Origin of the sequence: Nonomuraea sp. NPDC049400 (assembly GCF_044466425.1) — a bacterium.
Classification (GTDB): Bacteria; Actinomycetota; Actinomycetes; order Streptosporangiales; family Streptosporangiaceae; genus Nonomuraea.
In genome coordinates, this window is sequence record NZ_JBITMP010000061.1 from 41,451 (window position 1) to 66,503 (window position 25,053).

The following is a 25,053-nucleotide window of genomic DNA, read 5'->3' on the forward strand; positions in this document are numbered from 1 at the left end:
TGGCCACCAGCACCCTGGGACGACTGTTTCGCCCGCCTCGACGGCGACGCCTTCGACGCAGCGACCTGCCTATCTGGCCGCGCTTGCCACCTGCGCCCCGCCCGCCACCTCAGGTAACCAGCCCGCAGACCGGACCCCGCTGTCCGGCCTGGCCGTGGACGGCAAGACCCTGCGCGGCAGCCGCACCCCGAACGGCACCGTCCACCTGCTGGCCGCCACCCACCACAACACACAGATCGTCGTGCCCCAACGACAGGTCGAGGCCAAGAGCAACGAGATCCCCGCGTTCACACCCCTGCTGTCCGGGCTCGACCTGACCGAAGTGGTGGTCACCGCCGATGCCCTGCACACCCAGCAGGAACACGCCCAGCAGATCGTCGAGGCGCGAGGCCACTACCTGTTCATCGTCAAAGGGCAACCAGCCCACACTCCTGAGCCGGCTCAAGGCCCTGCCCTGGCGCGAGGCGATCCTCAACGACCGCACCGACGAGACCGGGCACGGCCGCCGCGAAATCCGCCCCATGAAGATCTGCACCGCCGGCCCCGGACTGCCCTTCCCCCACGCCGCCCAGGCCATCCAGGTCAAACGCAGCGGCACCGACCACCGCACCAGCAAGACCACCATCGTCACCCTCTACGCCATCACCAGCCTCCCACCAGGCCGGATCGCCCACACCCAGCTTGCCGCAGTCATCCGCGGCCACTGGGGCATCGAAGCCCTGCACCACATCCGCGACGTCACCTACCGCGAAGACGCCTCCCGGTCCGCACCGGCACCGCACCCAGAATTATGGCCGGCCTTCGCAACCTGGCCATCGGCCTGGCCCGCCTGATCGGCTGGAGCAACATCGCCGCTGCCACCGACCACTACCACAGCCAACCCCACCGACGGCCTTCAGCTACTCCGTCCCACAACATGAGAACGCTTTGGCCCTGGGGCCAGCCCTGTCCATCGACGGCAGCAGTCCGGCGGCCGCCGACCCGCGGAGCAGCGCGACGAGCTCACTCACCGGCGCGGCTGCCCGCGGCGTCTCAGACCGTCTTGATCCCCATCATCCGGCGTGCCACGACGAAGTGGCCAGAAGGCGGCGACCCGGCCGGCAGGCCGGTTTCAGCTACCTTGTGCTGCCTTGCCCTTGTTCGCCACATGGAGGCTGAGGGCCATCGTGACGAGACCGACGATCGCCGATGTCAACGTCACGTCCCAGTTGTCGTCGTACGTCCCGTACGCCCACGGGGCGGTGAGCATCAAGGTGCCCCACACGGTATTCACCCATTCCGCCCACACCATGGCCGGTCTCGCGAGAGCTACGACGGCGGTGCCGACGATGAGGATTCCAAAAGTGAGCAGTGTGCCGGTGGCTCCTCGCTCGCCGTCGAACCAGAGTGGGGAGAGAATCCCGTAGAGGCCGGCGGCCAGGATCGCCCAGTCCTGCCAGCGTGACCATGCTTTCATATCAACCTCCGCACAGACCGGAGACCTCCGGTCAGCTGATTCCAGAAACCGTTGGTCCGTCCGGCTGTTCCACTCCGGGACGGAGCCATCATTCCCACGTTTTCGTGTTCAGGTTGTGGCAGCGCCGCGGGGCGCGAGTCATGCCCCTTGCGGCCGCGACGATCGTGGCCGTTGCGCCGCCGGCCCGGCGTCACCGGAGGACGCCTCGCCGGTGTATCGCGTAGCAGTACAGCCAGAGACCGACGGTCAGCACCCACACGCCGATGTCGATGAGGGAGAACCTGGGTCCGAGGATGGCCCATCGATCCATGAATCCGAACGTGATGACGAGTAGGCACAACTGGGACGTTGCGGCGATCAACGCGGCCGGGGTCGCCCGGCGGGAGCGGAACAGCAGCAGCAGGGCCGCCGCCAGGCCGGCGGCGATGTTGATGGTCCAGAAGACAGCCGGAATCGCCGGATAGTCGGTGAAGTACGCGATCTGGGCAGGTCCGTAGCCCTGTTCGCCGAAGTACCCCTGATTCAGCGTCCTGGTCAAGACGTAGTCACGCGCACCGACGAGGTACAGGGCCAGTAAGACGAGCCCCACCGCATACAGATGCCACGGTCTTCCTGCACGACGTAGCTGAGTCTGCTCAGACTGGTCCATCGACCTCTCCCCGATTGTCGAACGTTGCGGCGGGCGACTCGCCGAGGACGGCCTCGACCAGGCCGACCGCCATCTCCTTGGGCAGGACGGCGATGCCTTTGCCGACGTCGGCGAGCAGTAGCAGGGTGTCGCCCGGCCTGATCCCGAACATGTCACGGATGTCCTTCGGGATGACGATCTGCCCCTTCTCGCCGACCCTTGCGGTGCCCGCCAGCTTGCCCGGCGGCGGAGGTGGTACAGCCATGAGCAGGCCCCCTTGGTCGTTTCACTCGCCGGACTCCCCCAAGCAGTGAGTATGAAATGTACAACAAATCATACTTCGCAGCCCACGGGAACCCCTCCTTCGTCGGCTTATTAAACTTCACATAGTTATGAATCTAAGGTATGTTCATAACAAGGATGTCGCAACGCTCTGATCGTTGACCAGTTCGCCGTGTGGACCGAGGCGCATCCAGCCTTCATGGCATGCGCGTCCCGGAAGGCGCACTGTCGGCGATCTCTGATCTCAACTCCCCGTACCTTGAGAGGACGGCATGACAGAGACTCCGAAGATCCCCCATGGTCTGCCCACCCGTCGTGGCGGATGCCCCTTCGACCCTCCTGCAGAGCTGACCCGGTTGCGTGCGGAACGTCCGATCAGCCGTATGACCTATCCGGACGGGCACGAAGGCTGGCTGGTCACCAGTTACGCCGCCGGCCGCGCCATCCTCGCCGACACCCGCTTCAGTTCCCGGGCCGAACTGCGCCACTTCCTCGTGCCCACCCCGTACCCTCAGAACGAAGCCAAGCCCGCCGCCCCTGGCGCGATCAGCCGTCTGGACCCGCCGGAGCACACCCACTACCGGCGGATGCTGACAGGGAAGTTCACCGTGCGTCGCCTCAAGCAACTGGAGCCAGGCATCCAGAAGATAACCGAGGACCACATCGAGGCGATGCGCCGCCAAGGCCCCCCGTCGATCTGGTCCAGGCGTTCGCGCTGCCCATCCCTTCCCTGGTGATCTGCGACCTGCTCGGCGTGCCGTATGCCGACCGCGACCGGTTCCAGCACGACACCAAGGTGATGTTCACCCTGAACGCCCCCATCGAGGAAGTCACAGCGTCCATCGTCAGCCTCGCCGGCTATATCGGCGAGCTCATCCAGCGCAAGCGCTCCGACCCGGACGACGACCTGCTCAGCGACCTGATCGACGGCGGGGAGCTGGATGATCAAGAGCTCACAGCCATCGGCATGACGTTGCTGATCGCCGGACACGAGACCACCGCCAACAAGCTCTCCCTCGGCACCTTCGCCCTGCTGGAAAACCCAGACCAACTGTCCGCACTCCGCGAGAACCCGGCGCTGATAGACGGGGCAGTCGAAGAGCTCCTGCGCTACCTCAGCGTGGCGCACATCGGCCCAGGCAGGGCCGCCCTGGAAGACATCGAGATCGACGGCCATCTCATCAAGAAAGGAGAGGCCGTCACCATCTCCCTGCCCGCGGCCAACCGCGATCCCAGCCGATTCCCCGACCCCGACCGGCTCGACATCACCCGCTCGGCCAGCGGACACCTCGCATTCAGCCACGGCATCCACCAATGCCTCGGCCAGCAACTGTCCAGAATCGAGATGCGCATCGCGCTCACCGCCCTGCTGAGCAACTTCCCAACACTGCGTCTGGCCGTACCCGCCCAGGAGATCCCACTACGGGAAACGTCACTGGTATACGGAGTGGACCGCCTCCCCGTCGCCTGGTAGCTGACGATCACGTTCAGCGGAAGACACCCCGGCACCAGCCAAACCACGCTATATCCGGAAATTCCCCTGCGACCTGCATGACGGCTGTATGACGTGAGGACAGACGTGTTCAAGTGGCTCTGGATGATGCTTCTCGGCGACACGCTCGTGGGAACGCTCGACGGATTCGTCGCCGATCGTACGGGCTACGAGGGAGAACCCCAAAGCCACCACTCGCGGGTGGCTTCCACCCCTTTCGGTGGGCTTGATGGTCATGGCACCGATGCACAAGAACCCTGTCCATCTCATGCCTCGGCGGTGCGGCAGACTCCGTGATGGAGAGTCGGACGCGGGACCTTGTTCTCGCGCGTCCCGCTGGAGGTCCAGCACAGTTCGCTGACCGAAGTGCACTATCGGGAACGGTGGCGGTGGAGCGCTTTCGCATTGTTGCGTGGGCTCCCGGCAGCGCGGGATGGAGAGGGTCAGCTGGATCTGGTGGATGTCCTGGTCTGTTGCCAGCGGTTGAGGATAGCGGCGATCTCCTTCTGGACGAAGGTAAAGAAGTCGTGCATCTCGGCGATGCGGGCGCCGGCGGGCGAGTCGCCCCCACCGAGCGCTCGCACGCCTTCCGCAGACAGGTCGGCCAAGGCTTGATAAACGCCGCCCACCGTAGCGCTGGAGGTATACCACGCGTTGTCTCGAATCCGGTACAAGTCACGGCGTGAGCCGGGGACAGGGCGCCGCTCGACCAGACCTACTTGGACGAGATAGCGGACGGCACCCGAGATCGCGGGAGGGCTCACATCAAGACGGTCAGCGAGATCGGCAGCCGTCAGGCCATCCTCATCGGAGCTCATCATGGTCAGCAGCACCCGCGCCGACATGCGCGGGAATCCCCATTCCGCCATCAGCCTGGCGAGGCTCTCGACAAACTGCCCAACCGCCTGCTCGTCGCGCCCGGCCGCTGAGCTGGCACTCACATCCATTGGCCCTGCCTCCTTAAGTCCTTCAAGGAGTGTACCTACTTCATTAGCTTCACACACATGTGAATATTGCATCTTCCTCAAAAGACGCCACGTGGGCCGCGCAGTAACTCTCCGCGATCTCGCAGAATCAGCCGTGGCGGAGTCCGACTGGGGCACGCATGCGTCGATCGTGAACGCCGCCCGCTGTGCGGCGGTCAGATCGCCGTGACTCTGCGCCTGCCGGAATCTCCGTCTATGCAGTTCAAGCGGCATGTCGGTATTCGTGGAGAGCTCCGCCGAGCCGGTCTCGTCGGCGTACGTCGAGGTTGGCCATTCTGGCCAGATCGCTGATCGGATCCTGGACGGCGCGTAGTGGAGCCGCCTGAGCCAGGGCTTGGTGGGCTCGGTGCTGGTTGTAGAAGTGTTCGTACTCGCGCAGAGCGTGCCGTAGGTGGCGTTCGTTCCAGAGCAGGCAGCGGTCCAGAAGCTCACGGCGGCACGAGCTCCATGACGGAGTTCATCTGCGGTATGCGGACTCCGGTAGCACCGTTTGAATACCGGCATCGGCGAGGATCTACTCCATGAGGGCCGAGACCTCCCATCCCGATTCCGGTTCAGATAGCGCGCCCGGCAACCGACGTCCTCCAAGTCCATCACGAGATTCCTGATCACCTGGACGACCCAGGCTGCGGTCGGGTGAGCGGTGGTGCACAGTACGCGGACGCGCCTGCTGGCGTGCTCGATGACGGCCAGGATGTACTGACGCGCCCGTCCAAGGTGACGGTCTCGATGAAGTCGCAGGCCAGCAACGCCTCGGCTTGTGAGCGCAGGAAGTCGGCCCACGTGGTGGACGCCCGCTCAGGCGCCGGGTTGAGACCTTCCTGCTTGAGGATCTCCCAGACCGTGGACGGGGCGACCTTGACGCCTAGGGCGGCGAGCTCGCCGTACACCCGCCGATATCCCCATGCCGGGTTCTCGCTAACCAGGCGCAGGATGAGAGCGCGGATGGAGCGCACGTTAGGCGGCCGCCTCGGCCGGCAGGTACGAGCATGACGCCGCTTCAGCAGATCGCGGCGCCAGCGCAGAACCGTATCTGGGCGAACGAGAAGCCGCAGCCGACGCAGGACCTCGCGCGGTAGCGATGCCAGCAGCGCGGCGAGAAAGGTCCGATCCTCGGGGGCGAATCTCACCCTGGTACCGGCACCGAGTTGCCGTTCAAGAACGGTGATCTGATGACGCAGGGCGAGTATCTCGACATCCTTGCCCCGATCGCTCATCGGCAGCATCCGCAGCACGGAGTAAGCGTTCGTGACGGTCAGGTAGGCCAGGCGAAGGAGCACAGCCGATCATCATGTCGCACGCGTTTCCATTCCTGGGGATCAGCGGCCGCACACCCTGGAGGAAGCTCTACAAGGCCATGACCTGGGCGGATGAGATTATCGGCAGGCGCAAGGCCAGGCCGACGGCGGTACCTGTAGACATCTCAAAAACAAGGCAGCCCCGTACCGGACGCCAGTTCCGAATGTGAGTCACACCAAGTGCCGGCGTCGGGCGTGGCCGGCCTAACGGGCCGCAGGTCAAGAATCACAGTTCCGATGCTCGGCATGCCCCGTCACAACGACGGCACGCTGAGACATGGATCGCAATCCTACGATCCGCGTCACGCTTCCATGCGTGTTTTCGCCAGAGAGTATGACCGGTCAGATAAACATACGCACGACAACACAGACCGCACGCGAGAGGAACCGTCATGCCCCCGCGCACACTCGCGCCTCCTTAAGCACGCTGCCCTGGCCATCGGCCTTGCGGTCGCCCCTATCACGATCGCCGCTTCGCCCGCGGCGGCGCACGACCTGAACTCTGCCGTCGTCTCCGATCTGTAGTAGACGGAAAGCGAAATCCTGTGGAGCGCTCGCTAACGACAACAGCGCATTCTAGCTGACATGATCGACCCGAAGGCGGGCTAAGCGACAACAGCTCTGCACAATCCCAGCCACGCGAAAGAGTGGTCTACGCCGACATCAACGCTCGACACAACGCATAATAATCGGGCCCACATCATCGGCGTCCGGGAATCCCTTCTATTCACGCCTGCTATGGCAACGCAATCGCCGAGCAGTGAATAAGGAGATCGATCTTGATGGGCAAGGGCAATATATGGCACGCGCTCGCGGCTGCGGCATCGGCAGCAGTTGTCACTGTCGCTCTCACGCCGGTGTTCGCCGGTCCCGTCGCCGCGGAGACTCTGTCGGCGTTGGGCGAAGCCTGCGCCGACTCATGGACGAGCATCAACGCCATGCAGCAGACGTTCGGAGCGTATTATCTGCGTGCCCGCTCTGGGCAGGGAAACAGCATCGGTGGTCGGCCGTACGCTGAGGTGATGTGGGCGCCCGGTAAGCCGAAGAATTGCAAAGAGATTATCGTCGCCGTATACACGCATCCACAACTCGACAGAGTGTCGTATGCGAAGTTCAAGTGCCCTACATGACGATTCGAGAAACCCAGCGTTGCCCGCTACTCCAAGGGTACGAAGCTCAAGAAGGGTAAGTGGTACATGATCGCCGTTACCCTCGGCAAGTCAGGCGGCCCGGCGTCGAGCGCAACGGCCCGTTTCAAGGCAGACTGACCTTCCCTGTCCCGATCCGCGCCAGCCGGTGAGCCCTACATGTTCCTGCGGATGACCTCAGGCGGATCCGGTCTCTCGTCGCTTTCGATCGCGTGCATCTCGTCGGGGCTGATCAGACTGAGCTCATCGAGGATGGCGACGCATTTGCTCCGGCATTCTCTGGCCTGTTCCCGATCTCTCAGATCGTCGTAGGCACGACCGAGCCCCACCAGTGTTCAGCTTCCAAAGACGTGTTCCGCATGTCAGCCACCCGGTCAGCGTCCAGGACTCGTCGGCGTACACCCACAGCCAACACGACAAGGAGATCACCATGGACGCCCCGTCTCAACCACCCGGCAACCCGCTTACGGCCAAGTTCGTGAAGTAACCTCCCGCGATCGGAGAGTCGTAACCATGTTCAACAGCAGACGGATCGCCTGCGTGCTCGCGGCAGGCTCCATCGCCTCGGCGGCGGCCGGGGCGTACCCCACAGCATCCGCGGACAGTAGCCTGGCCCCTGCGTCGGTGGCGGCCGCGTCGACCTGCACTACATACGTGGCGGGCGGCCCCTCGGCGGCGCCGGGCCAGCCGCCCATGAAGGTATACGCCCACGCCCGCTCGACGTGCGACTACGTCTACGGGGTGAAGCTGGAGATGACCCTCTACAGGGACGGCGTCAAAGTGGGTCAGAAGAAGATCTGCCAGGAGGGCCCGATCAACCCGGTAGGCAACCCGCCCCGGGACATGGCCTGCGAGGTCAACCTCCGGGTGAAGAACCCGTCGGGGATCCAGACCTGGAAGGTGAAGGTCAAGGCGCAGTGGATCGCCTCCGACCTCGACAAGGTCACAAAGTCCTACACCAAATTGTTCAAGGCATAGGAGATCGCCGTGTTGCGCTCCGTTACCAAGGTTCTCGCCCGGCTGAGCGTGCTGCTGCCGGTGAGTGGCGCGCTCGTGGCCGGGCCCGCGGCTATGGCGAGCTCGGCCGACATTCCCTCCAACTGCTCGGTAAGCGTGAAGACGATCCAGGGCCACGAGGTCGGCATGCGCACGATCGTCGGCCGCGGAATCGTGAAATGCTCTTCTGCACGACGGCCTCAGATATCCATCAACCTGCGGAAGGGCGACACCATCAAGTCGCGCGCCACGAAGGACTGCAAGCAGGAGAAGAAGTGTATCGCCTACACCGACACCATTTTCAAAGCTGAGGGCTCCAATTGGTGCACCCAGATCGTGGTGGACTGGGGACTGATGAACACGATCAAGTGGGGCTGCCTGTAGCGGCCAACCGACCTTTCACTGTTTGGATGCCAGGCTAACGACGGCAGGGTCCAGGCCCCTCCCTCATCGGCATGGGACTTCCAGAGATGAGGTGGACGTGTCCAGTGTCAGGATATTCGTACGAGGACGGTGGCGGCGTTTCATCGCCGTCCCCGTGGCGGCGCTCGTGGTGACCACTAGCGCGGCGTGGGCCGCCGAGATCCAGAACATCGTGCCGAACAGCAACTACGACAATATCTGCGTGAAGGGCGACAAGTACGGCAGCGGGACCGTTTGCCAAACCGACAACGCCTACTGGACGATCTTCCGGGAGAACACGCTCGAGGCGGCTGACAAGGCTCGCGTGAAGACGGTGCTGCAGGAGCAGTTCGGTCCCACTGCCTTGGAGGTCCACTTCCCGAGCGACCCGGTATGGACCGGCGACAACGAAACGGACCTCATTTTCGCCGAAGGCGATGTGCCGGGGGACAACGAAGGTATTACCTGGTGCGATGACCCCATGCAAATGTACGAGTGCGACCAGCACATGGTGCGCATCCAGAAGGGCTCCTACACCAACGGGCTCATCTGCCATGAGGCGGGGCATGCCGTCGGGCTGCTGCACGGGCAGAACGCCTGGCCGCAGGTGGGCAACCAGCACCACCAGCTCGGCTGCATGAAGAAGACCCCGCCGTACGACGCCGTGCTCGGCAGCGTCAACAAGGACAACATCAACGGCGTCTACTGAGGAGCCGGCCGTGAAACTTGGGAGACTACGGGTGGCCGCCACGGCGGGCGCGGTTCTTGCCGGCGTCGTCATCGCGTCGGCCCTCGCGGCGAACGGGGGGCGGGCTGGGCACGACGGCGGCCGCGCGGGCGAAGCCGTCCTGGCGCACGGGTCGGACCGGCTGCCGAACCACACCGCCTCGGACTGGGTGACCTACGCTGACCACGTGGTGGTCGTCACCGCCAAAGCGGAGCGTGAGCTGCCCGCAGACCAGGAGGAGATCGAGGCCGGACAGGGCTACCTGCCCCGTGAGGTCACCCTCGAGGTCGAGGACACGCTGTGGTCCCGCGATGGCGCGGCGAAGTCGGCCCCGGTGGCGGAGTTCGCCTGGCCGGCCGCCGGCTGGACGTTCGGCGAGCAGGGAAGGCGCCCGCTGGCGGTGCAAGGCCGGCCCCGCATTGAGGTCGGGCACACCTACGTCCTGGCCATCGTCTGGGTGCCCGCCTTCACCGATGGCGGGGAGACCGTCCCCGGCCAGTGGCGTGGACTCGGGGAGAGTTCGGTGCTGCCGTACGACGGCGGGGTCATCGGTGACGGTGAGTCCGAGGGCCGGATCCAGTCCGCCGCGGCGACCATGGATGAGCGGGCGTCCGAAGGGCCGGACGGCCCATCCCTTGAGGAGACGATGATGGGCAAGAGCGCGGCCGACCTCGCCGCGGCTCTGGACGCGGCGCGGCCCGGCGAGCGGCAGGACTTCGGCCCCCGCTGACGCCGCCGGCGACCGCCCGCCTCAGGCTTCGTCGTCCCACAGGTCATAGTCGTAAGGCTCGCCGCGGGCCAGCCGTTCAGCGCGCATCTGTTCGCGTTCGGCGTCGGTGATGTACTCCCACATGCTGACCCGCAGGACCTTGCCGCGAGGCAGGTCGTGCTGCAGCACGATCCGCGACGAGCGCCCCATCTCCTCTTCCGTAATCGCCCAAGGGTCTCTCGCCTCCCAAGGCACGTCCTTCCAAGAGGCGTTCGGGGGTGGGCCTGCATCCGTACCGGAACGTACGCCAACGCCTCCGAGCAAGCCTCATACGGTTCACCATCCTGGCCTGCAGGGATGCGCTTACCGTACGAAATGGTTCCGTTGCAGGTCTACGGCGGCCCGCCATGCTTCCCGTGGCGACCGACGCCCCGGACGGCGATGCAGCAGGAGACCGCGATGGGGAGCAACTGCAGGTACGACCGTGCCCGACCCATCGGCGACCGCAAGGCGGCTGAGGCCCGCGCCCTCCACCTGATCGGAGAACTCGTCGGCAACTACCTCAGGATCAGCGAATCCGGATGTCGCCGCTCAGGTCTCCCACATGCTGGTACACAACCGCGACCGAGCTGACCCGAAAGCAGCGGCAGCAGCGGCTTCGGGAGGGCGAGCATGACCAACTCAAGATAGATGATCACGTCCGTCGGTCTGCAAGCTCATCTCCTCCAGCCTGTGAGGTCGTGCACGTAAAGATCATCGACGGTTACGGTGTCTTGCAGCCCCGACCAGGTCGCGTTCACGGTGCCGTGCAGCGGCACAATGAGATGGACTACGTCCTCATGCTCGGTGCCCGCGCGGCACGGCTCGCGTTGAGCCGTCACCGGATGAAACCTTTTCACCTCCAGCACGGCCACGCCGAGATCGAGCACACGTGCGCTGGCGCAGAGACCCCCTTTGTCGATCTCCCGGCCCATATCCGCGCCAGCGGTCCAGTCTCTCCAAGTCATCACACGCGAACGAGACGTTTGTCTCCGTTCACCCGTATCTTCATTTCCCAAAGTCAGGGCAGAAGTCAGCATTACCGGCGTATTTCAGGATGTCCTGCGTAGAGAATCGCCTAAATCTCAGCGCAGCATCCACAATCTCGATTGCGAGGTTCTCCCCAGTTTTTGGGATCAGCAGATCGGGACGTTTGCTTTTGCGACGGCGGCCACGTGGGCCGGATGGGTGAGCTGTGGATGGTGGCCGGTGCCGGGGATGACGGTCACCCGAGCGTCAAGGGTGGCGTCGATCAGCGGATCCAATTCGCCGGTGACGAGGCGAACCGGCACCGGGCAGGTGGCGGCAAGTGTCCGTAGCTCGGCGCGTTCGCTGTGCCGTTGTGCTCGGTCGAGCCACCGCGCGGTTGCGCGTGCTCGACCCCGAGGTGAAGCTGACCGTCGACACCCCCGGCGGCGTGGTCGTCGCCCTTGGCGCCACCGAGATCGCAGGCCGCGCGCAGCTGTTCTCCGGCTCGGCCGCACGGGGGCGGGCGGTGCTGGTCAACGGCCTGCCCGGGATGCTCTCCTGGCGCGAGGACGGCGCTCCACTATCGGTCCTCATGTTCACCGTCGCCGCCGGGCGGATCACGGGCATCGCGGCCCTGGTCGACCCGGCCCGGCTGGCGGCGATGGACCTGCCCGACCCAGCGTGAGTCGCCGGCCGGAATCATCAGAAACGATAGTGCGCGACCGTGGTGCCCAGCCTGGAGAAAGCCGCGCTGAGCGCCGACAGGCGAGTCCACAGGCGCAGGGCCGTCGGGAACTGGTCGACCTCGGGCTCCCGGGTGAGCAGGATGTGCCGGATCAGGGTCAGTCGCGGGTTCCACCGTATGGGGTCGAGGCGGTCGAAGCCGGGGGACTTGAAGAGCGGGACCAGGAATCGGCTGCCGGAGTAGTGTTTCGCGGCCCAGACGGTGAATCGGGTGTAGACGTTGAATGCGATCTCCCCGCTGGGAAAGTGGCTGGTGAGACGGTCCAGCAGGATGATCATCTCTTCCTGGGAGAGGAAGGGCAGCACGCCGTCGGCGACGATCACGGCGGGGCGGTCGGCGGGGAGCGCCTCCAGCCAGCCGGGATCGGTCAGGTCCGCGCCGATCGTGTGCGTGTGCGGCCGAACGGGGATGACCCGGTGCCGGGCGTCCACGACTTCGGGGAAGTCGACGTCGTACCAGTCCGCTGTGGGCGGCGGGTCGATGCGGAGGGCCCGGCTGTCGAGGCCGGCCCCCAGGTCGATGCCGATCGCGTCGGGATGGCGGGCCATGAACTGCTGCGCGGTCTCGTCCAGCTTCTTGGCGCGCTGGGCGACGTCGATGGCCGAGGCCGCGCTCCAGCGGGTTTTCCGGTGGTCGTAGCCGGTCTTGCGGACGATCTCGTAGGCCCTCCGGTCGCCGAGTATGGGGCGTGGCAGGCGGCTGTCGAGCGCCCGGCCGCACAGCGTCACCCACAGGGTTTCCTGCAGCGGGGTCAGGGTAGGAAGGGTCACTCCCATGATGTCCTCCAGGCTCAGGTGGTGGGCATGTCGCGTCGGGTGAATCCGGCCAGGCCGGCCGCGACGAGGGCCGCCGCGACGACGGTCATGACGATCAGTGGCGTGGCCGTCATGACCCCGCCGGGAAGTTTCGGTACGTGCTCGAAGACCGACAGGTTGATGACCCACTGGTCGAGCTGCAGCTCCAGGCCGACCCAGCCGAACAGCATGCTCACCATGGCCACGGCGAACGTGCCGGCGACCAGCCGGGGCAGCAGCCCGAACAGGGCGAACGCGACCCCGGTGAACACCCACACCACAGGGAGTTGCACGAGAGCGGCGGCCAGAAGGCGGGACAGCTCACGGGCGACGTCGCCGGTGTTGAGGCCGTGCGCCAGACCGGCGGCCGTCCCGAAGGCGATCAACCCAAGCGCCGGGCCGAGCAGTATGAACGCGAAGTGGCTGCCCGCCCAGCGCAGCCGGCGCACCGGGGTGGCCAGCAGGGGCTCGGCCCGCCCGTCGCGCTCCTCGTTCCTGAGCAGCAGCGCGGCCTGGATGGCGAAGCCGGCGCTGACCAGGCCGAGCATGGTCATCATGGGGGCGAGGAACTGGTCGACGAGCGTGCCGGGACCGCCGAGCCGGGCCAGCGCCTCTCGGGCCGCGACGCCGCTGTTGTCCATCAGCGTCCCAAGGCTCGCCGACATCGCGCCAACCACGAACCCGACCAACGCCAGCCCCACGACCCTGCTGACCAGCGGCCCGCGGTGCAGCCGCCAGGACAGCGCCAGCGGGCTGCGCAGGCGGGATCCGGCGGCGGCCGGGCCCAGGCGGGCCTGGAACATGCCGACGCCGAGGTCGCGCCGCTCCGACAGCGCCACGGCCAGCACGATCAGCGCCAGCACTGCGCCGGCCGCGAGCGCGAGCACCCACCAGCGTTCGCCGCTGTAGGGCCGCAGCTCCTCCGCCCAGCCGAGCGGCGTCATCCAGGACACCCACGCGGGCCCGTCACCGGACTGCACGGCGACGTCGCCGACACCGCGCAGCAGGATCGCGGCGCCGAGCGTGCTGATCCCGATAGCGCGCGCGCCGCCCGCGCCGGTCGTGAGCTGCGCCGTCACCGCGCCGATCGGGGCGAACGCGCAGGCGGCCACCGTGAACCCAAGTCCGAGCGCCAGGGAGCCGGCGGCGGGCAGGCCCTGGCCGATCAGCGCCACCGCCGAGGCCACGCCCAGAACGAGAGCGGCCCCGCAGGTGACGATCAGGGTGGCGGCCAGGTCGGCGTGCCGGGACACCGCTGTGGCCCCGACCAGTTCGCGCCGCCCGGCCGCCTCTTCCGTACGCGTGTGCCGGATGACCGTGAGCAGCGCGAACAGCGCGACCATGAACGTCACGAACCCCGATCGCCAGGCGACGAGCTCGCCGAGGCTGGATCCGTTCAGCACGCCGTAGGCGACGGTGAACGCCCTGGTGTGGACGCTGGTCTCGTAGTAGTGCTGGCGGGCCTCTGCCGTGGGGTACGCGCCGGTGAACGCGCCGACGAACACCACCGGGATCATGCAGATGAAGGCCACCCACAGCGGCAGCAGCACACGATCGCGCCGCAGCACCAGGCGGATGAGCTTTCCCGTGCCGGCGAACGCGTTCATCGTCCTGCCTCCGCGTTCCGGCCCTTGACGTTCACGGTCGCGCGGTCATAGTGCCGCAGGAAAAGCTCCTCCAGCGTCGGAGGCCGGCTGACCAGGCTGCGCACGCCGACCTTGGTGAGGTGGCGAAGCGCGAGGTCCAGCACGGCGGCGTCGACGCTGAAGCGTACCCGGCCGCCGTCGGCGCGCAGGCCGTGCACGCCCGACAGCCCGGCCAGCCCGTCCGGTGGGGCGGCCAGCTCGGCGTCGATGGAGGTGCGGGTGAGGTGCCGCAGCTCGGCCATGGTGCCGGTCTCAACGGTACGGCCGTCGCGGATGATCGTGATCCGGTCGCACAGCGCCTCGACCTCGGAGAGGATGTGGCTGGACAGCAGCACCGTACGGTCACCCGCGCGCCGCACCTCCTGGACCGTCTGCCGGAAGATCTCCTCCATCAGCGGGTCCAGGCCGGAGGTGGGCTCGTCGAGGATGAGCAGCTCGGCGTCGGAGGCCAGCGCGGCGACCAGGGCCACCTTCTGCCGGTTGCCTTTGGAGTAGGTGCGGCCTTTCTTGCGCGGGTCGAGGTCGAAGCGTTCGATCAGCTCGTCCCGGCGCCGCCGGTCGAGGCTGCCGCGCAGCCGGCCGAGCAGGTCGATGGCCTCGCCACCGGACAGGTTGGGCCACAGGGTGACATCGCCGGGCACGTACGCCAGGCGGCGGTGCAGCTCAGCGGTCTGCATCCAGGGGTCGCCGCCGAGCAGCCGGGCGGTGCCCGCGTCGGGGCGCATCAGGCCCAGCAGGATCCGGATCGTGGTGCTCTTGCCCGCGCCGTTGGGCCCGAGGAAGCCGTGCACCTCGCCAGTCCGTACGACGAGGTCGAGGCCGTTCAGTGCCCGTGCCGGGCCGAACGACTTGACCAATCCGGCTATGGAGATGGCATCGGTCTCAGTCATCATGGGTGTCCTTGTGTGGTGATGGGAGAGGGCTAGAGATTGTCTCCCTGCTGGGTCTCCCATGCGGTCTGGGCGGCGTTGAGCATGGTGTCGTCGGCGTACAAGCCGTGGGTGTAGATCTCGAGCATGGGCAGCCCGATGCGCTGCAGCACGTCGGGGCCCATCCGCTCGAAGCCGAGCGCGCGGGTCAAGGGCGGCGCCATGGTCAGCGTGGCCAGGCTCACCAGCACGGTGAGCACGGCCAGCGCCCGCACGTCGGAGGACTGGCGCATCGAGCCGCCGGCGATCCCGTCCCGGAAGAGCTGCTCGGTCTCCTCCACCAGCGTGTTGACGAACGTGGTGGCCGCGGAGGAGTCCTCCTCGATCGCGCGCACCATGTACTGCACATGGAGGCGGTACTCCTCCGAGTCCGACAGATATTCCTGGGACAGATCCCGCACGCCGACCAGGTCGGCCACGGTCCGGGCCCTCCGCACCAGGATCTGCAGGACGTGCTCGTCGCAGACGCTCCGCAGGTTGTCCTTGCTGCCGAAGTGCCGGATGACCAGGGCGGCGCTCACCCCCGCGGTGGCCGCGATGGCGCGCAAGTTCGTCTTCTGGAAGCCGTCGCGGGCGAAGTGCGCGATGGCGGCGTTACGGATCTTGGCCTGGGCGGTCAGATCCGCCAAAGGTGCTGAACACACGTTTACTATAGTAAACATGTGTTCAGGGCCGTGGCAACCGGGGTCAGAACGTGGTGAGGATGATCTTTCCGTGGGACGTCCCGTCGTTCGGGTGCCCGATGTGCTTCGGCGGCCTGGGCGAGCGGAAAGCACGTGCCCATCCGTGGCCGGATTGCACCTGCCGAAAATTGCGTCCGCCCAGCTCACGGGCATATGGGCCGTGCATGGCGTGCGCGAGTTCCGTCCCTCAGTAGAGGGAGACGCATGGCGTGATGATCGACCGTGCTCCTCAGCCTGGCCTATCTCGCCGTTACGAATGCCTTCGCCGCACTGCGATTGCTGTCAACGAGCGATTGGGACAAAGACGTCGAGATACTCGTCCTGCGCCATCAGATCACCGTGCTTGAACGGCAACTCGGCGCCGATGTCCGGGTGAGATTCACGCCGAGGAGCGGGCCTTCGTCGCCGCGCTGCTGACATCGCTGCCACGTGAGGTCCTGCGCCGGCTACGGCTGCTCGTCCGGCCGGATACCATCTTGCGCTGGCACCGCGATCTGATGAAACGGCGTCACGCCCGTGCCTGCCGGCCGAACAGGCGAGGTCGTCAGCCCACGGTCCGCTCTATCCGTGTCCTCATCCTGCGGCTGGCTCGCGAGAACCCGGCGTGGGGATATCGGCGGGTGCACGGTGAGCTCACCACGCTCGGCATCAAGATCGCACCGTCCACGGTCCGGGAGATCCTCAAGCAGGAAGGCTTGATCCGGCGCCCGAGAGGGCGTCCACCACGTGGGCCGACTTCCTGAGCTCGCAAGCCGATGCCATGCTGGCCTGCGATTTCATGGAAACCATCCACTTTGAGCGGCCAGCGCCAGTACATCCTGGCGGTCATTGAGCACGTCAGCAGGCGTGTCCGCGTGCTGGGCACCACCGCACACCCGAACGTGAGCTGGGTCATCCAGATGGTCAAGAATCTCGTGATGGATCTGGAGGATGCGGACCGCCGGGCGCCTTACCTGATCCGAGACCGGGATGCCAAGTTCACGGCCCTCATGGACGAGATCCTGTCCGACGCCAGCATCGAGACCGTGCTCACCGGTATCCGGATGCCGCGCATGAACGCGGGTCATGGAGCGATGGGTGCAGTCGTGCCGCCGAGAGCTTCTGGACCGCTGCCTGATCTGGAACGAACGCCACCTACGGCACGCCCTGTGCGAGTACGAACACTTCTACAACCAGCACCGAGCCCACCAAGCCCTGGCTCAAGCGCCACCACTGCGTACCGTCCCAGATCCGATCACCGACCCGAAACAAATCCACGACCTGAACATACGCCGACGAGATCGGCTCGGCGGAGTTCTCCACGAGTACTCACATGCCGCTTGAACTAGGTGGATGGACTTTTCGGCAGGGGCAATCCCGCGAGTGACCGTGAGTCCCCCCTGTTGACCTCCCCCAATGGCCCCGCTAATGGCCCGCGCGATCACGCCTCGACGTGCCTCCTCGCGCGGCCCGCATGCATGGTGTCCAGCAGGTCGGGCTACGGGACGAAGCTGTAGACCTTCGATCGTCCCCGACCACCTACGGCATCTGGCCACAGACGGGCGATAGGGGGAGGCATCAACCGCCGACGGTTTTACAGCGGATCAATGATTCAGGTGGACAACGTCCTCTGAGCTGCCCGTACGGCCTTCGCTTCGGGTCCAATGTCGAAGATCATCCCGCCCATATCCCGGATCTTGTCGTGCTGGATGCAACACCTGACCTGGGGTGAGTAGCGCCCTAGAAGATCGTTTCTCAGTCCAACACGAGAAAGGCGACGCGGGTGGCGCAGGAGCGGATGCGTAATCACTGGTGGTGGCGGCTCGGCCGGCGCGTGGGCCGCCGGATGTACACCTTCCAGGACCAACCCGACCTCCACCGCCTCGAGGCTGTGGGCTCTGTGCTCAGGATTCGGCGACTCTCAGCGAACGACTTTCCCGAATCGCTGGTCCACCGTGATAGTGCACGTGTTTTCCATGCGCGGCGAGGAAGTGAGGTTACACCACGGTGAAGAGAACTCTGCACGTCGTGGTCTCGGCGATTGTCGTGACGGGGGCGGGGGCGGCCATGCCCGCCGCGGCGCACGCGGGCGGATACGGCTGCAACGGATCTCTTGTCGGCACCTGGCGCCTCCCCATGAAGGACGCGTACACCGGCGAGAAGTTCTACATCAGTGACATCAAGCTCTACTACAACGCAAGCAGCGGCTGGAACTGCGCGGTCCTGGCGAAACGACCGGATCATCAGCGGTATGGCACGCGTACCCCGATGGACATCGCCATGTATAACAGCCGCTTCCGGGAGGACAACGTCAAGAACAACTACGACTACGACTACGGACGTTTCAAGTACTTCGCGGGCCCGGTCCGGGTCTATGGCAAGAACATGTGCGTGAGCATCGTCGCTCAACACGCCGACACCGCCGGGCCCTTTGACGGGAAATGGTCCGGCAGCCGTCGGATCTTCGGTGCTGCGTGCGACTGACCGCGCACTCCCGCATGGGGCAGGCGCCGCCTTCATCGGTACATTCATCGCTCGGGCGGTCGGCGTGGCTGACCGGGCAACATCTCACCCAGGAGATCACCGTCGAGCAATGGCTGGCCGAGTTCCTCAATCGCAAGCGGAAAATCGAGGTAACCACCCGCCGCTCCTACGAGGGCCACATCCGCCTCTACCTCAATCCATACCTGGGGCGGCTGCGGTTGGATCAGCTCAAGGTCAGCGACATCGCGTTGATGTTCGAGCAGATCGAGGAGTTCAACGACACCATCGCCGAACGCCGCGCCGACCCCGACCCGCAGGTCCGAGCCAGCGTCAAATACCGGCGACCGATCAGCATCGCCACCATGCACCGCATCCGCGCCACCCTCCGCCACGCGCTCAACATGGCGATGCGGCAAGACCGGCTCATCGACTTCAACCCCGCCGCGGTGCTGGAGATGGCCGCCCATGTCCGGCCCAAGCCGCTGGTGTGGACCGATGATCGGGTCCGCGCCTGGCAGAACAACTTCCGCGCCTACCGGCAGGCGGAAAAGCAGCGCCGAGGTGGGCAGCGGGTCGATCCGATCGACGCCTACACCAGCGTGCCGCGCCCCTCCTCGGTCATGGTGTGGACCCCAGCGCACACCCGCCTGTTCCTCGAAGAGGCGCAGCGTCACCGCCTGTTCGCGCTGTACCGGCTTATCGCGTTGCGCGGCCTGCGCCGGGGCGAAGCCTGCGGGTTGCGCTGGAAGGAGGTCGACCTGGACGGCCATACCCTGACGGTGAACTGGCAGCTCGTGCAGCTGGCCTGGCAGGTCCACGAGGGCACTCCGAAGACCGACGCCTCCGTACGCACCATCGCCCTGGACACCGATACCGCCCAGGTCCTGCGCGCCCACCGGCAGCGGCAACTACAGGAACGTTTGGCCATGGGTGAGGCCTGGACCGAGAGCGGTTTCGTCTTCACCCAGCCCGACGGCAGCCGCCTGCATCCCCAGCACGTCTCCGATCAGTTCCTCTGGCCGGCCTACCTGGCCGGCCTGCCACCCATCCGGCTCCACGATCTCCGCCATGGCGGGGCCTCGTTGATGCTGGCGGCCGGGGTGGAGATGAAGGTCGTGCAGGAAACGCTGGGACACACCTCCAGCGCCTTCACCGCCGACACCTACACGTCCGTCTATCCGCAGGTGGCCACGGCGGCGGCCGAGAAGACCGCGGCCCTGTTGTTCGGCAAGGAAGACCGGGCCGAGCCCGGAAAACTCATCTCGATACGAGGCTGGCAGTCGGATTAGGCATCCGGCCCCGCGATCGCCACCTCTTCGCGGCGAGGCGGGGCCGCTGCTCTTCCCACAAGACTGGAGACGGCGAATGGATCATGGGATGTGCGGGGGTGGTGCGCGCGAGCACGTGGGGAGCACGCAAGCGCTAGACGAAAATCTAGAACGCATCCGATCCCGCATAGCCGCAGGTCAGACCATGATCAAAGCGCGCCCTGCAGGATTCGAACCTGCGACCGTCGGATTAGAAGCAAGATCTTTTAATGCCGCCCTGTGCCTTTGGGCGCTGGTTCGTGCCGCCTCAGCGCGTTTTGCGTGTCAGGCAGTGCCGGGTCCTGACAACGCGTGACGGAGCGTACGAGCACGCACCGAGCACGGCGGCATTCCTCACCCCCAGGGACCCGAACGACCATAATGGATACCCTGGCGACTGTTCGCTCAGTCCTTGAACCACATCACGCGGAAAGCGCAAGGGCCCGCCCTATTCGATGCGGCGCAGGTCCATGCTGTTGGATCCGTCCCACCGGTTGTTCGTGGCTGCCCGGCGGGATCGCTCTGCCAGTTCGCCGGTCAGGCCGGTGCGCTCGATGCACCATTCGACCCACTGCGGCAGCAGATCGAGTACGGGCTCGGCGTACTTCTCGATGTACCCGTCCGCGACGAGGACCACGGCGTACTCGATCCGGTGCGGGGAGCAGGCATAATAGCCGGGCCCGGACAGGCGGGACCAACTGTCGGCGAGCGTGGCGACATCTTCCCGTTCGGGGCTGCGGTCATCTCGATCGCGTAGCCAGGCGGCGAAGTCGTCGATGATCGGGTTCAGGTTCTGCTGAGGCTTGGGCTCGGGAGCGACGGTGAACGACTCGCAGAGCGCGCGGGCGCGCTGGCGCAGGCGGAAATGCTCGGCGATGAGTTGTCGCGACTCACCGCCGAGCAGCAGGGCACCCACGAGGTCAGAACGGCACAGCGGATCCAGCAGGTCGCGGGCTGTGGCCTGGTCGCACGGAGCCGGTTGGGCGAAGGCGGGTGCCGCGTGCGTCCCGACTGCGGCTCGCCACTCAGCCAACGCTTCCTGCGGTGAGGCGAAGACGCCGGCATGCACGACCCGGTCTCCAGTGCAGCGGTCGATGTCCCAGCAGTACCAGTGCGGATCTTGCTCGCCCCAGGTGAAGGGGGCCAGGAGCGCGTACCGCGAGCCGTACGCGTCAGCCAGCAGCAGTGGCTCCCCGGCCGAAGCTGCCCGGGGAACGTCACTCGGCCACCCGGGAGCGATGCCGGCCTTGGCCAAGGCCGCCGTGGTGTCCTTGATGGCTTCTCGAACGGCGAGGTCGGGGTCGCGGCGCAGCATCTGCCCGCTGGACGGCGGGGTCATCGCGGCCAGCCCGTGCAGCAACCGCCACAGGTCATCCACCGGCCCGCCGGTCCGCGCGCCGATCTGGATCTTGTCGCGGACGAGATCGGCCAGAGCGGCCAAGTACTGGTCCCAGTGGAAACCCATGGTCTCGGTCTGAGTACGTGTCCACAGCTCCTCGCCGACCAGATCGACGACGGCGTTCTCCAGCCGCAGAGGCGAGTGGGCGGGCAGGTCGGCGAGGCGCTCGGTGATCGCATTCTGAGATTCCGGCCACCATTGATCCCCAGCGGTCCCCAGCAGCAACTCAAGCAGCCCGGAACGAGGATCGGGTGCGGGCTGACGGGCGGCGAGTTGCAGCGCGCGCCGAGCAGGATGACCGCTGACCCCCCGCGTGGGGCTTGCCTTCGCTTTGCGCTTCTTCGCCACGACACCCGATCCTACGGGTGTTCATGAGCCAGGAGGGCTCGTGCGCGCGGCGCGGGCGGCTGAGGCCGAACGCCGCGCCATATTCTGAACGCTATGCAAGAGGAGTTGCGAGCGTTCACCGAGTGGGTGGGCGAAGGCCGAAAGCTGACCCAGACGGGGAAGCTGACGCTGTCGGACGCGCGGACGCTGGTGGCGCTGCTGAAGACCGGCGACGAGATCGACCCGAAGATCGGCGACCGGGTGTTCCGGACGAAGAGCAGCACCGAACTGCCCGGATTGAACCTGATCGTGGAATGGGCCAAAGCGACCGGGCTGGTTAGGGTGGTCAAGGGACGGCTGCTGCCAGTGAAGAAGGCGGCGCCACTGCTGAACAACCCGAAGCGGTTGTGGGAGGCGTCGTTCACGGCGTTGGGGAAGATAAGCCAGGCGCTCTTCCCCAAGAACTACTGGTACTCGTCCCTGGTCGGCGAGGAGTTCGCGCTCATCTGGCCGGCGCTGCAGCGTAGGTTGTACGGCGGACCGGTGCCCGTCGCGAATCTGCGGGAGCTGGCCTGGCAGATCGCATCGCCGTACTACGAGATGCGCGACCCGCAAGCGCAACGGCGAATGGCCGATCAGGACATCGATCGGCTGCTGACCGTCCTGGCGCGGCTGGGCGTGGTGGAGCTCGCGGAGGAGACGGCGGCTCTGACCCCGGCAGCCGTGCACGCCGTACAGCGCACCCTGGGTGAAGCCGCACCGGGAGAGCCGATCTACCAGATCCGGGTGACGCTCCAGGAGAGCGCGGATCCGGTGATCTGGCGGCGCCTGCTCGTCTCCCCCGGGATCACCCTCGCCAGGCTGCATGACATCCTGGTCACGGCGATGGGCTGGGAGAACAGCCACCTCCACCTGTTCACGGTGGGCGGCGTCCTGTACGGCCAGGCGTCACCCGAATGGGATCTGGACGTCCGGGACGAGAAGAAGACCCGGTTGCAGGAGGTGCTCACACAGGCCGGGGCGGCCATGGAGTACGAGTACGACCTGGGCGACAGCTGGCGACATGACATCGTGCTGGAGGAGATCCTCACCGCGGAGGAAGGAGTCCGTTACCCGGTGCTGGTGGACGGGGCGGGCGCCTGCCCGCCAGAGGACGTCGGCGGCATCGGAGGCTACGAACACTTCCGACGGGCGCTGGCCGATCCCGGACACGACGAGCACGATGAATATGTCCATTGGGCCGGTCTGGACAGCGCGCAGGAATTCGACCCCGCCCGGTTCGCGCTTGAAGCCACCCGAAGGGCGTTGACGTCGGCCGGGTGATCCGTCTCCCCTTCTGCCGGCAGCCATGGGGGACGCCGCGGCGTTCAAGGCCGGCGACGCCATGGCCTCTGACGTCGGGAGGACACAAGCGGTAAATGGGTGACCTGCTTCCGATCGTGACGGCTCGGCGGTGACAAGTCACTGGCGTTACGAGTCCCCAACGAGATCCAGCGCGCGCTCTTCGACGCGACGGATAGACAATGCGCCAAATGCCGCAGACCTCGGCAAGAGTCGCAACTTCTTCTCCTCTTGCCGCCAACCAACACATAGGCATTATTTGCTCTAATACAGCTCGTAACTGGATCTGCCCCATGTACACCTGCCGTCAACTCTTCGATCTGAGGATCTGGCTCTCCGGATATTGACGTGCTGACAGGCAGAGTTCACCGTCGGTGGCACCGGGCCGTGGCGGCCTGCCCACAGGCGAGGGATGGCCGTTTCACCCGCCATGAGGTTCACCAACCGCACGGAGAACCAACCATGACGGTGTACGTGGTCATCATCAACAGTCGCCGGCCCAATCTGCTGGCGCTCCGGCATATGAGTGCCCGGATATCGGACAGCGTCCGGCCTCTTATCGAGATCGTGGCGCGCGCTGAAGATGAGTCGCCGAAGGTCGCGGTCCAGCGAGTACTGTCGGAGATCCACCGGAACCGCCTGCTGGACAAGAGCATCGACTTCGCACTGGATACCAGGCCCCTTGCCGACCGGTTCGGGCCCTCAGGAGCATATGAGGCACTCAGGCTCCTTGTCGCAGACCTCGGCGTCGGCTCTTTCCGTCCCGCCATCCATACGGATGAGGCGCCGGAGAACCTGGAGGAAGTGCGACGCGCCACGGAGAAACTGCACACTGGCGTGTGCCTCCGCGTACGGCGCCCCTTCGCCTTCAACCTGTCTGATTCGCGCGTACTCCTGGATCAGCTGGAAGCCGTGGGGGAAACGGCGGAGCGAACGGACCTGGTGCTCGACTGCGGTTACTTCACCTCTGCCTCCGAAACTTGCACAGGCGTTGGAGGCCCTCTGCGCCACCTCCTCGACATCGCCTGGCAATCGGTGACGGTCGTAGGAGGGTCGTTTCCCTCCACCGAGGATCTGGTGAAGCCTGCCGTACCGGAGGTCAGGCGCATCCCACGGCGGGAGGCAGACCTCCGGTGCCGGATCAGCCGGCTGTGGAACGACGTCAGCTACGGGGATTACGGAGTCGACCATCCGGGCCCTCCCCCGGCAGACGACAAGTGGCCGCCCCCGAACCTGCGTTACACGGTCGGACGGCAATGGTCTCTGTACTACTGGCCGAAGGGAACAAGTCGCGGCAACAAGGGCTTCTTCGAGCTCTGCAAGAGGCTGGTCGGCTCCTCGGATTGGCCGACCTATGGTACGGGCTTCTCCTGGGGTGACGAGCAGATCGCGAGGGCGGCCTGTGAGGACGGCGGCCCTGGCGGGAGCACCGAGTGGAAGGCGTACTCCCTGTCTCACCACCTGGCTGCCGTCGTCGGCATGCTTCGCGAGGAGGCTTGCCGAGCGCGCTAAGCGCCGTCGGCACCGTAGCGGGCGTGGATGGCCTCAAGCCAGCTCACGGCCAGTGCCGCTAGATGCGTGACCTCGTCATAGATGCGCTGCGTCTGCGCGTCCTGCTCGGACGCGGACGCGGGTTCGTAGGCTTCGGCGGCGAGCTTGCCGAGTTGCGCCATCATCGCCACGACCCGGCTGCGGTCGAGCTCGTACAGGTCCGCACCGGCTGGGCGGGTGCGCAGGCGCTCCCGTTCGCGCAGGATGTCGTCGAAGGCGGCGCTGAGCCGCAACCGGGTGGCGTGTGCTCGCACCGCCTCGACGATGAACTCGGCGACCTGCCGGGGGTGGGCGGCGTCAGCGACTTCGAAGTACAGGGCGTACTGCTCCTCGTCGCCGGCCGTGACGGCCCAGGCGCCGTGTTTGTCCTTGTCCAGGTTTGATGGGCCGGGAACGACGGCCCAGGACGCCAGGTCGACAGTGCCGATCTGATCAGGAGTGGGAATCGGTGGCTGCATCGCGATCTTCCTTCTCCTCGGACTGGAAAGAGGACGCGTTGAGGGCGACCTCCCATGGTGGCGGAGGCGGCACGTGATCGCCAGTCTTGTCGCTAGAGCGGAGGTCAGGGTTCCACCTGATGGCTCGGACGGCCAGGGGTGAGGGTCAGCGTGTGGTGGGCCCACCTCGTACGATGTGACGCCGGCACTTCCCCCTGGTTGGTGGACACGCTGATACTGGATCTTGCTTGATCCGGAGGAAGCGAGAAGACCGCCGATGGCGTTGAAGGACTACTCGG

The 25,053-nt window shown here is 66.0% G+C and carries 32 protein-coding genes and 1 pseudogene; 18 read left to right on the top strand and 15 right to left on the bottom strand.

Annotated features, from left to right (window positions below; genetic code table 11):
- Positions 1–154: 154 nt before the first annotated feature.
- Together ACIBVN_RS51655 and ACIBVN_RS51660 are read left to right on the top strand one after the other, a co-directional pair.
- Positions 155–403, top strand: a pseudogene (locus ACIBVN_RS51655) (ISAs1 family transposase); the annotation flags it as partial.
- Complete coding sequence (locus ACIBVN_RS51660; protein ID WP_397148749.1) at positions 339–833, top strand: hypothetical protein; 495 nt, start codon at positions 339–341, stop codon at positions 831–833. The pseudogene ACIBVN_RS51655 and the gene ACIBVN_RS51660, both read left to right, overlap by 65 nt.
- A gap of 278 nt (positions 834–1,111) precedes the next feature.
- Here the strand turns inward: ACIBVN_RS51660 and ACIBVN_RS51665 are convergent, their stop codons facing one another.
- The 3 genes from ACIBVN_RS51665 to ACIBVN_RS51675 all read right to left on the bottom strand — a co-directional run bounded on the left by ACIBVN_RS51665 (position 1,112) and on the right by ACIBVN_RS51675 (position 2,349).
- Positions 1,112–1,456, bottom strand: a complete 345-nt coding sequence (locus ACIBVN_RS51665; RefSeq protein WP_397148751.1) for an SPW repeat protein — start codon at positions 1,454–1,456, stop codon at positions 1,112–1,114.
- Positions 1,457–1,646: 190 nt separating this feature from the next.
- The gene (locus ACIBVN_RS51670) at positions 1,647–2,045 is read right to left on the bottom strand and encodes a hypothetical protein (RefSeq protein WP_397148753.1); all 399 of its coding nucleotides are present in this window, start codon (positions 2,043–2,045) and stop codon (positions 1,647–1,649) included.
- 46 nt (positions 2,046–2,091) lie between these two features.
- Positions 2,092–2,349 carry an AbrB/MazE/SpoVT family DNA-binding domain-containing protein gene (locus tag ACIBVN_RS51675; protein ID WP_397148754.1) on the bottom strand — a complete coding sequence of 86 codons (258 nt, stop codon included), beginning with the start codon at positions 2,347–2,349 and terminating at the stop codon, positions 2,092–2,094.
- Positions 2,350–2,749: 400 nt separating this feature from the next.
- Between ACIBVN_RS51675 and ACIBVN_RS51680 the strand changes: the two genes are divergently transcribed.
- From ACIBVN_RS51680 to ACIBVN_RS51690, 3 genes are all read left to right on the top strand, one after another.
- Entirely contained in the window at positions 2,750–3,103 is a 354-nt protein-coding gene (locus tag ACIBVN_RS51680; protein ID WP_397148756.1) for a hypothetical protein, read from the top strand.
- Positions 3,100–3,840 (top strand): cytochrome P450, encoded by a 741-nt coding sequence (locus tag ACIBVN_RS51685; protein WP_397148758.1) that lies wholly within the window; start codon positions 3,100–3,102, stop codon positions 3,838–3,840. Before ACIBVN_RS51680 ends, ACIBVN_RS51685 begins: the two co-directional genes overlap by 4 nt.
- Positions 3,841–3,945: 105 nt before the next feature.
- Entirely contained in the window at positions 3,946–4,155 is a 210-nt protein-coding gene (locus ACIBVN_RS51690; RefSeq protein ID WP_397148760.1) for a hypothetical protein, read from the top strand.
- 146 nt (positions 4,156–4,301) lie between these two features.
- Here ACIBVN_RS51690 and ACIBVN_RS51695 read toward each other — a convergent pair whose 3' ends face one another.
- Both ACIBVN_RS51695 and ACIBVN_RS51700 read right to left on the bottom strand, forming a co-directional pair.
- Positions 4,302–4,805 carry a GbsR/MarR family transcriptional regulator gene (locus tag ACIBVN_RS51695; protein WP_397148762.1) on the bottom strand — a complete coding sequence of 168 codons (504 nt, stop codon included), beginning with the start codon at positions 4,803–4,805 and terminating at the stop codon, positions 4,302–4,304.
- Between the two features lie 647 nt (positions 4,806–5,452).
- Positions 5,453–6,079, bottom strand: coding sequence for a hypothetical protein (locus tag ACIBVN_RS51700; protein ID WP_397148764.1), 627 nt, complete (start codon positions 6,077–6,079; stop codon positions 5,453–5,455).
- Between the two features lie 842 nt (positions 6,080–6,921).
- On the opposite strand from ACIBVN_RS51700, the gene ACIBVN_RS51705 reads away from it, so the two are divergent.
- The 5 genes from ACIBVN_RS51705 to ACIBVN_RS51725 all read left to right on the top strand — a co-directional run bounded on the left by ACIBVN_RS51705 (position 6,922) and on the right by ACIBVN_RS51725 (position 10,145).
- Positions 6,922–7,272 (top strand): hypothetical protein, encoded by a 351-nt coding sequence (locus ACIBVN_RS51705; RefSeq protein ID WP_397148766.1) that lies wholly within the window; start codon positions 6,922–6,924, stop codon positions 7,270–7,272.
- 531 nt (positions 7,273–7,803) lie between these two features.
- Positions 7,804–8,268: a hypothetical protein gene (locus tag ACIBVN_RS51710; protein ID WP_397148768.1), complete on the top strand. Its 465-nt coding sequence runs from the start codon at positions 7,804–7,806 to the stop codon at positions 8,266–8,268.
- Positions 8,269–8,277: 9 nt separating this feature from the next.
- Positions 8,278–8,670 (top strand): hypothetical protein, encoded by a 393-nt coding sequence (locus ACIBVN_RS51715; RefSeq protein ID WP_397148770.1) that lies wholly within the window; start codon positions 8,278–8,280, stop codon positions 8,668–8,670.
- Positions 8,671–8,824: 154 nt separating this feature from the next.
- On the top strand, positions 8,825–9,397 hold the full coding sequence (locus ACIBVN_RS51720; protein ID WP_397148772.1) for a hypothetical protein: 573 nt from the start codon (positions 8,825–8,827) through the stop codon (positions 9,395–9,397).
- A 10-nt stretch (positions 9,398–9,407) separates the two neighbouring features.
- Positions 9,408–10,145, top strand: coding sequence for a hypothetical protein (locus ACIBVN_RS51725; protein ID WP_397148773.1), 738 nt, complete (start codon positions 9,408–9,410; stop codon positions 10,143–10,145).
- Between the two features lie 21 nt (positions 10,146–10,166).
- Here ACIBVN_RS51725 and ACIBVN_RS51730 read toward each other — a convergent pair whose 3' ends face one another.
- The 3 genes from ACIBVN_RS51730 to ACIBVN_RS51740 all read right to left on the bottom strand — a co-directional run bounded on the left by ACIBVN_RS51730 (position 10,167) and on the right by ACIBVN_RS51740 (position 11,455).
- Complete coding sequence (locus ACIBVN_RS51730) at positions 10,167–10,334, bottom strand: hypothetical protein (protein WP_397148775.1); 168 nt, start codon at positions 10,332–10,334, stop codon at positions 10,167–10,169.
- A 506-nt stretch (positions 10,335–10,840) separates the two neighbouring features.
- On the bottom strand, positions 10,841–11,098 hold the full coding sequence (locus tag ACIBVN_RS51735; RefSeq protein WP_397148777.1) for a hypothetical protein: 258 nt from the start codon (positions 11,096–11,098) through the stop codon (positions 10,841–10,843).
- A gap of 201 nt (positions 11,099–11,299) precedes the next feature.
- Entirely contained in the window at positions 11,300–11,455 is a 156-nt protein-coding gene (locus tag ACIBVN_RS51740) for an alpha/beta fold hydrolase (protein ID WP_397148779.1), read from the bottom strand.
- Positions 11,456–11,505: 50 nt separating this feature from the next.
- On the opposite strand from ACIBVN_RS51740, the gene ACIBVN_RS51745 reads away from it, so the two are divergent.
- Complete coding sequence (locus ACIBVN_RS51745) at positions 11,506–11,817, top strand: hypothetical protein (protein WP_397148781.1); 312 nt, start codon at positions 11,506–11,508, stop codon at positions 11,815–11,817.
- A gap of 17 nt (positions 11,818–11,834) precedes the next feature.
- Here ACIBVN_RS51745 and ACIBVN_RS51750 read toward each other — a convergent pair whose 3' ends face one another.
- Genes ACIBVN_RS51750 through ACIBVN_RS51765 form a run of 4 tightly spaced genes read right to left on the bottom strand, consistent with a single transcriptional unit; the run spans position 11,835 to position 15,890 of the window.
- Positions 11,835–12,653 carry a class I SAM-dependent methyltransferase gene (locus ACIBVN_RS51750; RefSeq protein ID WP_397148783.1) on the bottom strand — a complete coding sequence of 273 codons (819 nt, stop codon included), beginning with the start codon at positions 12,651–12,653 and terminating at the stop codon, positions 11,835–11,837.
- 14 nt (positions 12,654–12,667) lie between these two features.
- A complete protein-coding gene (locus ACIBVN_RS51755; protein WP_397148784.1) occupies positions 12,668–14,278 on the bottom strand; it encodes an ABC transporter permease in 1,611 nt (536 codons plus the stop codon).
- Positions 14,275–15,210, bottom strand: a complete 936-nt coding sequence (locus tag ACIBVN_RS51760) for an ATP-binding cassette domain-containing protein (protein ID WP_397148786.1) — start codon at positions 15,208–15,210, stop codon at positions 14,275–14,277. The genes ACIBVN_RS51755 and ACIBVN_RS51760 overlap by 4 nt, the downstream gene beginning before the upstream one ends.
- Before the next feature lie 29 nt (positions 15,211–15,239).
- Positions 15,240–15,890, bottom strand: coding sequence for a TetR family transcriptional regulator (locus ACIBVN_RS51765; protein ID WP_397148788.1), 651 nt, complete (start codon positions 15,888–15,890; stop codon positions 15,240–15,242).
- A gap of 261 nt (positions 15,891–16,151) precedes the next feature.
- Here ACIBVN_RS51765 and ACIBVN_RS51770 point away from each other — a divergent pair, with 261 nt between their 5' ends.
- Positions 16,152–16,346: a hypothetical protein gene (locus tag ACIBVN_RS51770; protein WP_397148790.1), complete on the top strand. Its 195-nt coding sequence runs from the start codon at positions 16,152–16,154 to the stop codon at positions 16,344–16,346.
- An 80-nt stretch (positions 16,347–16,426) separates the two neighbouring features.
- Complete coding sequence (locus ACIBVN_RS51775; RefSeq protein ID WP_397148791.1) at positions 16,427–16,672, top strand: IS3 family transposase; 246 nt, start codon at positions 16,427–16,429, stop codon at positions 16,670–16,672.
- 33 nt (positions 16,673–16,705) lie between these two features.
- Here ACIBVN_RS51775 and ACIBVN_RS51780 read toward each other — a convergent pair whose 3' ends face one another.
- Positions 16,706–16,996 carry a hypothetical protein gene (locus tag ACIBVN_RS51780; RefSeq protein ID WP_397148793.1) on the bottom strand — a complete coding sequence of 97 codons (291 nt, stop codon included), beginning with the start codon at positions 16,994–16,996 and terminating at the stop codon, positions 16,706–16,708.
- Here ACIBVN_RS51780 and ACIBVN_RS51785 point away from each other — a divergent pair.
- The 3 genes from ACIBVN_RS51785 (at position 16,995) to ACIBVN_RS51795 (ending at position 19,681) form a co-directional block, all read left to right on the top strand.
- Positions 16,995–17,252, top strand: coding sequence for a hypothetical protein (locus tag ACIBVN_RS51785; RefSeq protein WP_397148795.1), 258 nt, complete (start codon positions 16,995–16,997; stop codon positions 17,250–17,252). The genes ACIBVN_RS51780 and ACIBVN_RS51785 overlap by 2 nt on opposite strands.
- A gap of 663 nt (positions 17,253–17,915) precedes the next feature.
- A complete protein-coding gene (locus tag ACIBVN_RS51790; protein WP_397148797.1) occupies positions 17,916–18,392 on the top strand; it encodes a hypothetical protein in 477 nt (158 codons plus the stop codon).
- A complete protein-coding gene (locus ACIBVN_RS51795) occupies positions 18,383–19,681 on the top strand; it encodes a tyrosine-type recombinase/integrase (RefSeq protein ID WP_397148798.1) in 1,299 nt (432 codons plus the stop codon). Before ACIBVN_RS51790 ends, ACIBVN_RS51795 begins: the two co-directional genes overlap by 10 nt.
- 466 nt (positions 19,682–20,147) lie before the next feature.
- Here the strand turns inward: ACIBVN_RS51795 and ACIBVN_RS51800 are convergent, their stop codons facing one another.
- Positions 20,148–21,446, bottom strand: a complete 1,299-nt coding sequence (locus tag ACIBVN_RS51800; RefSeq protein WP_397148800.1) for a hypothetical protein — start codon at positions 21,444–21,446, stop codon at positions 20,148–20,150.
- Between the two features lie 93 nt (positions 21,447–21,539).
- On the opposite strand from ACIBVN_RS51800, the gene ACIBVN_RS51805 reads away from it, so the two are divergent.
- Together ACIBVN_RS51805 and ACIBVN_RS51810 are read left to right on the top strand one after the other, a co-directional pair.
- Positions 21,540–22,748 carry a plasmid pRiA4b ORF-3 family protein gene (locus ACIBVN_RS51805; protein WP_397148802.1) on the top strand — a complete coding sequence of 403 codons (1,209 nt, stop codon included), beginning with the start codon at positions 21,540–21,542 and terminating at the stop codon, positions 22,746–22,748.
- A 480-nt stretch (positions 22,749–23,228) separates the two neighbouring features.
- On the top strand, positions 23,229–24,278 hold the full coding sequence (locus ACIBVN_RS51810; RefSeq protein WP_397148803.1) for a hypothetical protein: 1,050 nt from the start codon (positions 23,229–23,231) through the stop codon (positions 24,276–24,278).
- On the opposite strand, the gene ACIBVN_RS51815 is transcribed toward ACIBVN_RS51810, so the two are convergent.
- Entirely contained in the window at positions 24,275–24,775 is a 501-nt protein-coding gene (locus ACIBVN_RS51815) for a hypothetical protein (protein ID WP_397148805.1), read from the bottom strand. The two genes, ACIBVN_RS51810 and ACIBVN_RS51815, sit on opposite strands and share 4 nt — an antisense overlap.
- Positions 24,776–25,053: the final 278 nt, after the last annotated feature.

Bases quoted from the DNA above. Each gene is read 5' to 3' on its own strand.
- ACIBVN_RS51675 (WP_397148754.1), bottom strand. From the start codon at position 2,349: ATGGCTGTACCACCTCCGCCGCCGGGCAAGCTGGCGGGCACCGCAAGG.
- ACIBVN_RS51735 (WP_397148777.1), bottom strand. From the start codon at position 11,098: ATGGGCCGGGAGATCGACAAAGGGGGTCTCTGCGCCAGCGCACGTGTG.
- ACIBVN_RS51760 (WP_397148786.1), bottom strand. From the start codon at position 15,210: ATGATGACTGAGACCGATGCCATCTCCATAGCCGGATTGGTCAAGTCG.
- ACIBVN_RS51755 (WP_397148784.1), bottom strand. From the start codon at position 14,278: ATGAACGCGTTCGCCGGCACGGGAAAGCTCATCCGCCTGGTGCTGCGG.
- ACIBVN_RS51660 (WP_397148749.1), top strand. From the start codon at position 339: ATGCCCTGCACACCCAGCAGGAACACGCCCAGCAGATCGTCGAGGCGC.
- ACIBVN_RS51810 (WP_397148803.1), top strand. From the start codon at position 23,229: ATGACGGTGTACGTGGTCATCATCAACAGTCGCCGGCCCAATCTGCTG.
- ACIBVN_RS51695 (WP_397148762.1), bottom strand. From the start codon at position 4,805: ATGGATGTGAGTGCCAGCTCAGCGGCCGGGCGCGACGAGCAGGCGGTT.
- ACIBVN_RS51730 (WP_397148775.1), bottom strand. From the start codon at position 10,334: ATGGGGCGCTCGTCGCGGATCGTGCTGCAGCACGACCTGCCTCGCGGC.
- ACIBVN_RS51805 (WP_397148802.1), top strand. From the start codon at position 21,540: ATGCAAGAGGAGTTGCGAGCGTTCACCGAGTGGGTGGGCGAAGGCCGA.
- ACIBVN_RS51775 (WP_397148791.1), top strand. From the start codon at position 16,427: ATGAAACGGCGTCACGCCCGTGCCTGCCGGCCGAACAGGCGAGGTCGT.
- ACIBVN_RS51750 (WP_397148783.1), bottom strand. From the start codon at position 12,653: ATGGGAGTGACCCTTCCTACCCTGACCCCGCTGCAGGAAACCCTGTGG.
- ACIBVN_RS51710 (WP_397148768.1), top strand. From the start codon at position 7,804: ATGTTCAACAGCAGACGGATCGCCTGCGTGCTCGCGGCAGGCTCCATC.
- ACIBVN_RS51680 (WP_397148756.1), top strand. From the start codon at position 2,750: ATGACCTATCCGGACGGGCACGAAGGCTGGCTGGTCACCAGTTACGCC.
- ACIBVN_RS51785 (WP_397148795.1), top strand. From the start codon at position 16,995: ATGGAGCGATGGGTGCAGTCGTGCCGCCGAGAGCTTCTGGACCGCTGC.
- ACIBVN_RS51815 (WP_397148805.1), bottom strand. From the start codon at position 24,775: ATGCAGCCACCGATTCCCACTCCTGATCAGATCGGCACTGTCGACCTG.
- ACIBVN_RS51665 (WP_397148751.1), bottom strand. From the start codon at position 1,456: ATGAAAGCATGGTCACGCTGGCAGGACTGGGCGATCCTGGCCGCCGGC.
- ACIBVN_RS51780 (WP_397148793.1), bottom strand. From the start codon at position 16,996: ATGACCCGCGTTCATGCGCGGCATCCGGATACCGGTGAGCACGGTCTC.